General features: G+C 73.3%; 4 protein-coding genes. All 4 read right to left on the reverse strand.

Features of this window, described 5'->3' with window-relative positions:
* Positions 1 to 78 precede the first annotated feature (78 nt).
* Positions 79 to 7,644: a LamG-like jellyroll fold domain-containing protein gene (locus ACFV4F_RS22300; protein WP_380504750.1), complete on the reverse strand. Its 7,566-nt coding sequence runs from the start codon at positions 7,642 to 7,644 to the stop codon at positions 79 to 81.
* 231 nt (positions 7,645 to 7,875) lie between these two features.
* Positions 7,876 to 8,280: a hypothetical protein gene (locus ACFV4F_RS22305; protein WP_380504753.1), complete on the reverse strand. Its 405-nt coding sequence runs from the start codon at positions 8,278 to 8,280 to the stop codon at positions 7,876 to 7,878.
* Between the two features lie 215 nt (positions 8,281 to 8,495).
* A complete protein-coding gene (locus ACFV4F_RS22310; protein ID WP_380444004.1) occupies positions 8,496 to 8,822 on the reverse strand; it encodes a hypothetical protein in 327 nt (108 codons plus the stop codon).
* A gap of 137 nt (positions 8,823 to 8,959) precedes the next feature.
* A partial coding sequence (locus ACFV4F_RS22315; protein ID WP_380504755.1) for an aldo/keto reductase occupies positions 8,960 to 9,517 on the reverse strand: 558 nt, incomplete at its 5' end.

Here is a 9,517-nt window from a genome sequence, read left to right on the forward strand (position 1 = left end):
TATCCGCCCCCGGCGGGGCCCCGGGGGGCCGGGGGAGCGGGCCCGGGGCGGGGGCGCCCCCCCCCCCGGCCCCGGGGCTCAGGCCTCGACGCCGTAGTACTGGGCGAGGAAGCCGATCACGTCGTCGGCGTGCGGGAGCAGCTCCGGCAGTTCCCGGGCGAGCGTGGTGCGGGTGGCGTCGGCCAGTTCGGGCAGGCCGGTGGCGGCGGACTTCACGTACGGGTCGAGGCGGCGGACGAGTTCGTAGTTGCTCTCCACGTCCAGCTGCCGCATCGCCTTCTCCAGCGGGGGCGCGTCGGCCGGCGGGATGTCGGGCAGGACCCGGCTGACGAAGGTGACCCGGTGCAGGACCCGCCAGCACGGCGGCTTGCGGTCCGACTGGCGGGCCTGGCGCAGCGCCGCCGCGTTGGGGTCGTGCCCGTTCTCCAGCCAGAGGGGGTCGACGACCTTGTGGAAGAAGGTGTCGAAGTGCTCGCTGTCCTCCCCGAGGTAGAAGCTGAGGAAGCGGTAGGCGTCGACCTTGCCGGGCACCTTGACGGGCTGTCCGTCACGGTCGAAGACCGGGTTGCGGTCGCCGTCGTAGCTCTGCAGGTTGCTGCTGGGCGCGACCTCGACCTCCAGGCCGAAGGAGCGGGTGGCCTCCTTGCCGCGGGCCCGGGTGCTGGTCATCCCGCCGCCCACCGAGGCGTCGAGCTGGGCGCCGACGCCGATGCCGGCGATCTGGAACGACGTGCCGATCGAGGTGCCCACCGAGCCGGAGAGCGAGTACGAGCCGGCCGTGGTCTCGCTGACCACGTCGGTGGTCTCGGTGGTCTCGGCGAAGAAGCCCCCGGCGGCCGTCCACACGTAGGTGTTGACCAGGTCGCGGCGGGAGAAGCCCTGCCCGGTCGCGCTGTCGGTGGCGTCCCGGCCGCGGGCCGGCGAGGCGTCCGCGCCGATCGCGCCGCCGAGCACCCGGCCGGCCCGCTGGGCGAGCGGGTCGGGGGCGTGGGTCTCGGTGGAGACGCTGTCGTAGTAGCTGTGCAGGCGCTGTTGGTCGCGCTGGATGCGGCGCTTGAGCGCGTACGCCTCGCGAGGCTTGAAGTAGCTGTACTCGCCCCGGTCGCGGGCCCCCTGGTAGTCGGGGTCGGCGACCTTGCCGCGCTCGTCGAAGCCGACGGTGCCGTCCAGGGTGCCCTGCTTGGTGTAGCGCGGGTTGATCGGGAAGGGGACGACGTTCCAGTCCTTGGGGATGTCCGGGTTGGGCTGGATGCGGTAGGCCACCAGCGCGCCGCTGTGCGCCAGGCGCAGCGCGAAGACGTCGGCGGTCTGCGACTGGACGACGGCGAAGCCGGTGTTGGCCGGAACGTACCGCCGGCCGGCGGTGGGGTTGAGCACCCGGCCCGGGTCCTCCCAGTGGCCGGTGAGCGTGACCTTGGTGGTCCGGGCGGTGTTCTCGCCCTGGGAGACGGAGGTGTCCTCGGCCCAGCTGTTGGAGAACTCCAGGTTGCCCCGCACGCTCGCCGAGACCCCGCCCTTGGCGATGGACTTGGCGATGCCGAAGCCCAGCGGAGCGGTGATCATCCAGACGTCGACGTCCACCTCGTTGGAGAGCGCGAAGCCGAAGGCGGCGTCCACGCTGCGCTCCTTGGCGGAGGACAACGAGCGGACGACCTGTTCGGCCTCGGTGAGCTTGACCGTGGAGGCGCCCTCGAAGGTGTCGCTGCCCGGGTCGGTCAGGCCCGCGGTGAGGTTCTCCGAGGGGATCGGCGGGGCACCCTCGACGTAGCCGATCAGCTGCGGGTCGAACTGGACCTGGCTGACCCACTCGCTGACCAGCTCGCCGACCTTGTAGCCGGTGATCAGGTGCCAGCGGCCGTCCTGGAGGTAGCTGTAGGCGCGCTTGAGGACGCCGAACGCCTCGCCGCGCGAGCCGTACTGCATGTCGGCGTACTCGGCGACCGCCGGGGCGGCGGAGACGCTCTGGTGGAACGGGGTGCGCAGGCCGGCCAGGGCCGAACGCACCTGGGCGGCGTCGTTGGAGACCGGTGCGCTGGACAGCACCGTGCGCGGGCGGGTGGCTTCCGGGCCGAACTCCAGGTGGTTGCCGCGCAGGCCCTCGTCGCGGACCTGGGCGGTGCGCGCCTCGGTGGAGTCCCGGTCGAACGGCCAGTAGGCGACCAGGTCCTCCTTCTCGCCCTTGAGCCGGGTGAACAGGTTGTCCAGCAGTTGCTCGTGGGTGCGGGCGGTGCGCCAGATCCGCACTTCCTCCAGCACGCCGTCGAACGCCTCGGCGGGTTTGCCGCCCTTGAGCGCCGCGCCCAGGGTCAGCTGCGCGTCGCCGTTCTCCGCGAAGGCGGCGGTGTCGGGCAGGCCCGGGGTGCCGGCCGGGTCGCAGGCGACGGCGACGCCGTTGCGGTACAGGCGGAAGACGCTGCCGCGCGGGTCGGGGTTGCGCACCCAGCGGGCGCCGCGCAGCCGGGCCGGGTGCGAGCCGGTGGCGTCGGCCGTGGTGCTGCCCGCGTTCTCCTCGAAGCGCCAGTGCGCGACCAGGCCGCGGTCGCGGGCGGTGACGGCGGTGGCGAGCCGGGCGGCGTCCCGGGCGGTGCCCCAGATCCGGACCTCGGCGAGCACCCCGGTCAGCTGCTGGACGGTGGCGCCCTCACGAGCCCGGCCGAGCTCCAGCGGCGCGTCGTTGCCGCGCGGCCCGGGGCCCTCGTAGCGGCCGGCCCCGATCTCCCGGCCGTCCAGGTGGAAGCGGATGTCCTGCCACTCGCGCACGGCGAGCGACTCCACCAGCTCGACGCTCTGGGTGACCGGCTTGCCGTCGGCGCCGGTGGCGGTGATCTGCTTGCTGCCCTTCTGCTCCTGCATCGAGCGACCGCCCTTGCGGACCACGGCGATGCGGTGGAACTGCCCGGCCCGCACGCCCTCGGTGGAGGTGAAGCGCACGGCCCGGCCGTCGGGCTCCTCGAAGGCGAACTCCAGTCGCCCGTCCGGGAGGACGGCCAGCCGGTACGGCACGCTGCCGCCGACGCCGTCGGCGGTGCGGCCCTTGGAGAGCAGGCCCTGGGTCTCGCCGAGGCGGTCGACGCGGGCGAACACCTCCAGGGTCAGGTCGTCGGCGATGTCCAGCGCGTCGTCGTCCGGGACTTCGAGGTAGGCGTCGCCGGTCAACTCGACGGCCCAGGACTGCTGGTAGGCCAGGGCGAGGTGGCTCCACTCGCGCAGCGGGAAGGACTCCCGGCTGACCACCCGGCGGTCGCCGACGGCCGCGACGGCCCGGTAGCCGCCGGCGGCGATCGGTGCGCGCGCCGGGACGGGGGTGGGCATGCCGCGCAGTTCGGCGTGCCGGTTGTTGCCGGAGCGGTCGGCCAGCACGGCCGGGGTGCCGGGTGCCGACGCCGAGTACGTCCAGTAGCCGAGCAGCCCCGTCTCGTTGCCGCTCAGCCGCCGCCCCTGGTCGGCCCGCAGCTCGTCGCCGCCACGCGCCTTGGACCAGAGCCGCACCTCGTCCAGCCGGACGGCGGCGAACTCGCGGGGCCAGCAGGCCACCGAGCCCAAGGAGAACCGGCCCTGCCCGCGGTACGGGGCGTCGGCGGTGCGCCGGGCGATCTCCTGGCCGTCCAGGTAGACCACCTGCTGGCGGGTCTCGCGCTGGAAGACGCAGGCCCAGTGGTGCCACTTGGTGTCGGAGAACCGCTGGGTGGTGTCCAGGTCGTCGCCGTAGAAGCCGAAGGTGAAGAAGCCGTTCGAGCGGAAGCCGATGTGCAGGCTCTCGCCGGCCCGCCCCTGGTCGCCGCTGTGGCCGAGCACGTAGTGCGACCGGCTGTCGATCGCGGTTCGCTGGGCCCAGAACTCCACCGTGAAGTCGCCGTCGCCGAAGCCGAAGGCACCCGGCACCACGGCGGCGTCGTCCACGCCGTCGAAGACCAGCCCGGACGTGGCCTGGGTGCCGAGCAGGCCGAGGCCGTACGGGGTGTCCCCGGCGTTGGCGTGCAGCAGCCGCACCGGCCCTTCGACCCGCTCCGGGTTGATCCACGCCTCCAGGGTGAGGTCGCCCGGGGTCGCGGCCCGGGGCAACTGCCCGGCGGGCAGGGCCAGGAAGCGGCCCTTGCCGTCGAAGGCGTAGGCCCGGCCCGGCATGTCGGCCCGCCAGCGTCCGCCGTGGCCGCGCACCAGGCCGTCCGCGCTGCCCAGCGGCAGTTCGGCCAGGCCCCCGGGGTCGACGGTGATCAGCCGGGAGCCCTCCGCGAGAGTGGTACCGGGCTGCGAGGACTCGGACCAGCGGTGGTCGTAGCGCACCCGCTGCACGCTCATCCCGGGCTTCAGCAGGGTCTGGTCCGCGCCCGCGCCCAGGCGCAGCGACTTCGACCCGGCCGGGTGGCTGCCCTCGAAGCGGAAGCCGTGGCCGCCGACGGTCACGAAGCCGGGCCCGGCCAGCGGCGCGAGGGTACCCTCGGTGAACTGCACCACGTCTCCGTCGATCCGCAGCACCGTGCCGATCGTGACGGGCTGCTCGGCCGCGCCGTTGACCACGGCGGCGAAGTCCTCGGCCCGGCGGGGCAGGTGCGACCACGTCTCGGTCCGGCCGTCGTGCCGGATGGTGAGGTTGACCTGCGTCGGGCCGTCCCCGGCCTCGACGGTGATCCCGGTCCCGGTGAGGTCGGTGTTCGCGTCCCGGGCCGTGAAGGAGACCGTCCGCCCGCCGGCGGCCAACTGCCGGGAGGGGCGCAGCACCTGGCTGTCGTAGTACGCGGCGAAGAACTGGCCGTTGCCGCCCCGGAAGTAGAGCACGACGTTGCCGGTGGCACTGTCCAGCAGGAACGGGCGGTCGGCGGCGCGGGCGAAGCCCAGCAGGGCCCCGGACGCGCTCAGTCCGGTGCGGTCGACGGTCAGCTGCGGCACGGGCAGGGCGATGTCGTCGGAACCGCGCACACCGCCGGTGAGCCGGCCCAGCTCCTCCTGCTTGGCGGCGAGGCCGGCCTGCTGGGCGGCAAGGTCGCGGCGCAGCTGGGCGAGCCGGTCCTGCTTGGTGCCGAGGAGCTCCAGGCGCTGGGTGAGCTCGGAGATCTGCCGGTTCAGCCGGTCGGTGGTGGGGTTGGTCTTCAGCGAGTTGTCGATCCGCTCCAGGACCAGGACGCCCTCGCCGGAGGCCTTCGCCGTCGAGTAGTCGTACTGAACGATGCGGTCGCCCTGGCTGTCCCGGGCCGCGACCAGCTGGTAGCTGTGCCGGGCCACCAGGCTGTTGCCGTTCCAGCCGTCGAGCGCGAAGTGGGTGGCGGCGTTGTCGGTCTCCCGGGGGTACTGGATCAGGGGGATGTCGTTGCCGGTCCTCCGGTTGTCGACGTTCATGTCGAGTCCGGAGTTGGCGTTCCTGACGAAGTAGCACGGGTAGCCGTTGAGCGTGGTGCCGGTAGGTTCGAAGGTCCAGATCGTGGACGCGGCCTGCCGATCGGCGGTGCGCACCAGCGGGGTGATGCTGTCCTTGCGGTCGCCCTGCACCGCGAGGTACTGGTCCTTGCCGTCCTTCTGCAGCTTGAACCGCAGCCGGTAGCGCCAGTAGGTGACGTCGCTCTCCAACGCGGTGCGCGCCTCGGCGCGTTGCCGTTCGACGTCGGGGGCCTCGGCGGTCTCCAGCTGGAGGCGGGTGATCTCGGCCTCCGTGGCGGCGATGTCCTGGCTCAGCCGGGCCACCTGCGCGTCCAAGTCGCCGGCCGCCTCCACGTTCCCGCTGGACGCCGGCGCGGCCAGCAGCGGCAGGGCCAGCTCCTCCGGGACCTGCGCCAGCCGGCCGTCCCGGCCGACGCCGAGGTCCACGGTGGCGACGTGGGCCTCGTCGGTGGCCGCGCCGGTCACCGGGTCGGGCCCGCCGGTGGTGCAGGCGAGCAGCACCCTGGCCTGGCGCTTGACCGGCTTGGACGTCTGGTCGTAGCCGGCGGGCGCGGCCTCCTGCTGGTGGTGCAGCAGCGCGGACAGGCCGGAGACCACCCGGCGCCCGGTGAAGGCGAAGCTGCTGCGGCTCACCCCGGAGTCCTCGCCGACGGGGGCCTCCGACGTGACCCAGGCGGGGCCGCCGCTCAACGCGGCGTGCCGGGCGTGGTCGGTCTGGTCGTGCAGCGTGGTGCCGGCGCCCTCGTCGAAACGGTAGTAGACGGCCAGCCCGGGTTCGTTGCCGATCAGACGGCGGCCGCGGTCGGCGGCGATCTCGGCGCCGCCGCGCGGGCGGAGCCAGATCCGGACCTCGTCGAGCTCGCCGCGCCCGTACGAGCGGATGCCGCGCCCCAGGGTGAGTCCGCCGAGGCCGGCGTACGGCATGTCCGTGGTGCGGCGGCCGACTTCGACGCCGTCGCGGTAGACGATCTGCTCGCGGGTGTCCCGGACGAAGACACAGGCCCAGTGGTGCCAGTCGGTGTCCGTGGTGCGCTGCGGGATGTCCAGGTCGTCGTGGAAGAAGGCGAAGGTGAAGGTGTCGTCCGGGCGGAAGCCGATGTGCAGGGTCCGCAGCCGGACGCCCTTGGAGGCGCCGTGGCCGATCAGGAAGTCCTCGCGGCCGCCGGTGGCGGTGCGCCTGGCCCAGAACTCCACGGTGAAGTCGGAGTCGGCCAGGTCGAGGGCGCTGCTCGGCAGTTCGGCCACGTCGTCGACGCCGTCGAAGCGCAGGGCCGTCCCGGCCCGGCCGTTCTCGCTCGCCGCCGGGACCAGCGGCCGGCCGGTGAACGGGCACGTGCCGGGCGAGCTCTCGTAGACGGCGTCCCGGTGGCGCGGGTCGGGGCTGGTCCAGGCCTGGGCGCCCTGGGTGTTGAACAGGCCGTCCCGGCCGCGCTCGACGCTGAAGCCGTCGATCCGGCCCGTGGCGTCGTTGTGCGCGAAGATCTGCCAGCGCTCCCGGCCGTGCACGGCGGTGGGCACCAGCAGGGCGGTGAACCGGCCCTCGGAGAGGTTGCGGACAAAGGACAGCTCCTGGGTCGGTTCGACGAACGGCCGGCCCTCCATGTCCTGCGTGCCGAGGCTGTCCTTGGCGGAGTCCGGGCGGCCCTTGTGCCGGCTGCGCCGGTAGCGGACCTCCAGCACCGGCTTCAACTCGCCGCCGGCCAGCACGAACCGGTCGCACAGCAGGGTGGCGTCGACCGCCGGGACCTTGGCCCGACCGCCCGTGGCCAGGTAGTCGGTGCGCGCCGGGTCGCCGGAGGAGCGGGTGCCGTCGGTGAGCCGGAACACCGCGTCCGGGTGGTCGGCGCGCACCGACTGGCGCAGCACGTACAGGTGGGTGCCGTCGGAGAGGACGTGGAAGGGGGCGGCGGCGCCGAGCCGTGCCGTGCTGGACAGGAACCGGTCCAGCTCCTGGTCGTCCAGCCGCTCCGCCGCGTCCGCCTCGACCCGCCCGCCGCGTTTGACGACGGGCATCCGCACGGTCCCCGCCACCGCGTAGCCGACCCGCGCCACCTCGGAGGGGAAGCGCAGCGGCAACGGGTCCTCCGACCAGTAGGCCGCGTCCGCCTCCCCCTTCGCCTCGTCGTGCTGTGACAGGTCCAGGACGCTGTAGACGATGCGCCGTTGGTCGTCCATCGCGAACGCGACCGTGCTGCCCTGGTGCCGCACGGTCGTGGTGTGCACGTAGGCCCGGTCGCTGTAGACCTTCGCCAGGTGCTGCGTCTCCCTCAAGCTGCCACCTCATGCCGGGTGACCGAAGGGCTGCCGTCGGCCACGCGATCAACACGGAACGTGTCCACGCTTTCACCGGATGTGACTGTCCATCAAGACACTTTCGGGCCACGGCACATGACCGATCACGCCATCCGCCCCGGACACCACGGGACGGCGAGTCGGTCGCCGGGTCATCGCTCGCAGGCCGGCTCGGGCACCCTCCGCGCCGCGCGTCCCCACGACGTCCGCTCACGCCGGGTCGGTGAACACCGCCCGCGCGGCGTCGCGGACGTCCGGCCGCGGGTGGCGGCGCAGGCCGTGCAGCACCTCCCGCCAGGCAGCGGGCCAGCCGAGTTGCGCCCCCACCGTCGTCACTGCGACGGCGAACAGACCGGGAGCGAGTCCGTCCTCGGCGGCCAGCCGGCGGGCGGCGGCCAGGGCGTGCTCGGGAGCCTCGGGTTGTCCGTAGCCGCGTCGGCGCACCGCCTCGGCGGTGGTCACGGCGAGCGCCGGGCGGTCGGCGACGAGCGCGGCCAGTTCGGCGAGGCGCTCGCCCGTGTCGGGGGCCTCCAAGTGGAGCGCCGTGACCAGTTGGGCGGTGGCCTCGGGCAGGAGCGCGGGTTCGGTCAGCAGGAGTGCGGCGACCTCGCGCACGGTGGCCCGGAAGGTTTCCGCGGGGGGCGTCGTTACGCCGCGCGGGCACCCGGTTTTCCGCGGCGCACTTTGCTGCGGCTCCGCAGGCCGGCAAGGGATGGTCGCGAGGAGGGACGTGGTCTGCGGGGGGCCGGGGGTCGTGTCCTCCACCGTTCACGGTCGAGGACACGACCGGCCAACGACGGTTCAGGCCGGGGAATCCGTGCTGGGCCTCATTACGGAGCCGAGGAGAAGAGAACGCTACGGAACGGGAGTTCCTTCTCGTGGCCGGGTGCCACCAGGGTGCCGCCGGCCACGCAGTCGCGCTCGGTGTACAGCACCGCGTATCTGTCGGTGGCGTTCTCCTCGGCCACCGCTTCGTCCAGCAGCAGGTTGTGGCACACGCCCGACTTCGGGTCGGAGAGCGTGTGGACGGTCCCGTTGCGCAGAACGTAGGTGAACGTGCCTTGGGCGGCGTTCGCCGGTGTTGCCGACGCCAGGGACAGCGTCGTCCCCAGCACCGCTGCCGAAACCCACGCTCCGGCCATGCGACGAACCGGCATGAGAATCTCCACTCTTTCAGGGGTCTCGGAGAGGACGGCCGTCCCCCGAGCCTCTCCGAAGTCCCCGCTGCAGAGCGTCGCAAAACCGGCTGAACGCGTGAACCAGGACGGTCGCTCGGCCGTTCAGCGGCGGCCGTTCAGCGGTTCACCGCCCGCATCCCGTCCTCGTCGTAGCGTTCGCCCGCCACCTCGGGCAGCTCGGCGTCGATGCGGGCGAGGTCCCCGTCGGTCAGCTCGACGTCGACCGCCCCCGCGTTCTGCTCCAGGTAGGTGCGGCGCTTGGTGCCCGGGATCGGCACGAGGTGCTCGCCGCGGGCCAGCACCCAGGCGATCGCCAGCTGGGCCGGGGTGATGCCCTTCTCCGCGGCGATCTCCTTCACCTTGTCCGCGAGCCGGAGGTTGGCCGCCAGATTGGCCTCCGTGAAGCGCGGGTTGGTGCGGCGGAAGTCGCCCTGGTCCAGCTCGTCCGGGGAGCTGAAGCGGCCCGCGAGGAAGCCGCGGCCGAGCGGGGAGTACGGCACGAAGCCGATTCCGAGTTCCCGGCAGGTGGGGAGCACGTCGGCTTCCACGTCCCGCGTCCAGAGCGAGTACTCGCTCTGGACGGCGGAGACCGGGTGGACGGCCTCGGCGCGGCGGAATGTCTCCGCGCTCGCCACCCGGAGCCCGATGTACCGCAACTTGCCCTCGGCGACCAG

This window comes from Kitasatospora sp. NPDC059722 (assembly GCF_042733235.1).
Taxonomy (GTDB): Bacteria; Actinomycetota; Actinomycetes; order Streptomycetales; family Streptomycetaceae; genus Kitasatospora.

What these genes read in the sequence shown, in the direction of transcription:
- ACFV4F_RS22310 (WP_380444004.1), bottom strand. Translation starts at nt 8,822, where the DNA reads ATGCCGGTTCGTCGCATGGCCGGAGCGTGGGTTTCGGCAGCGGTGCTG.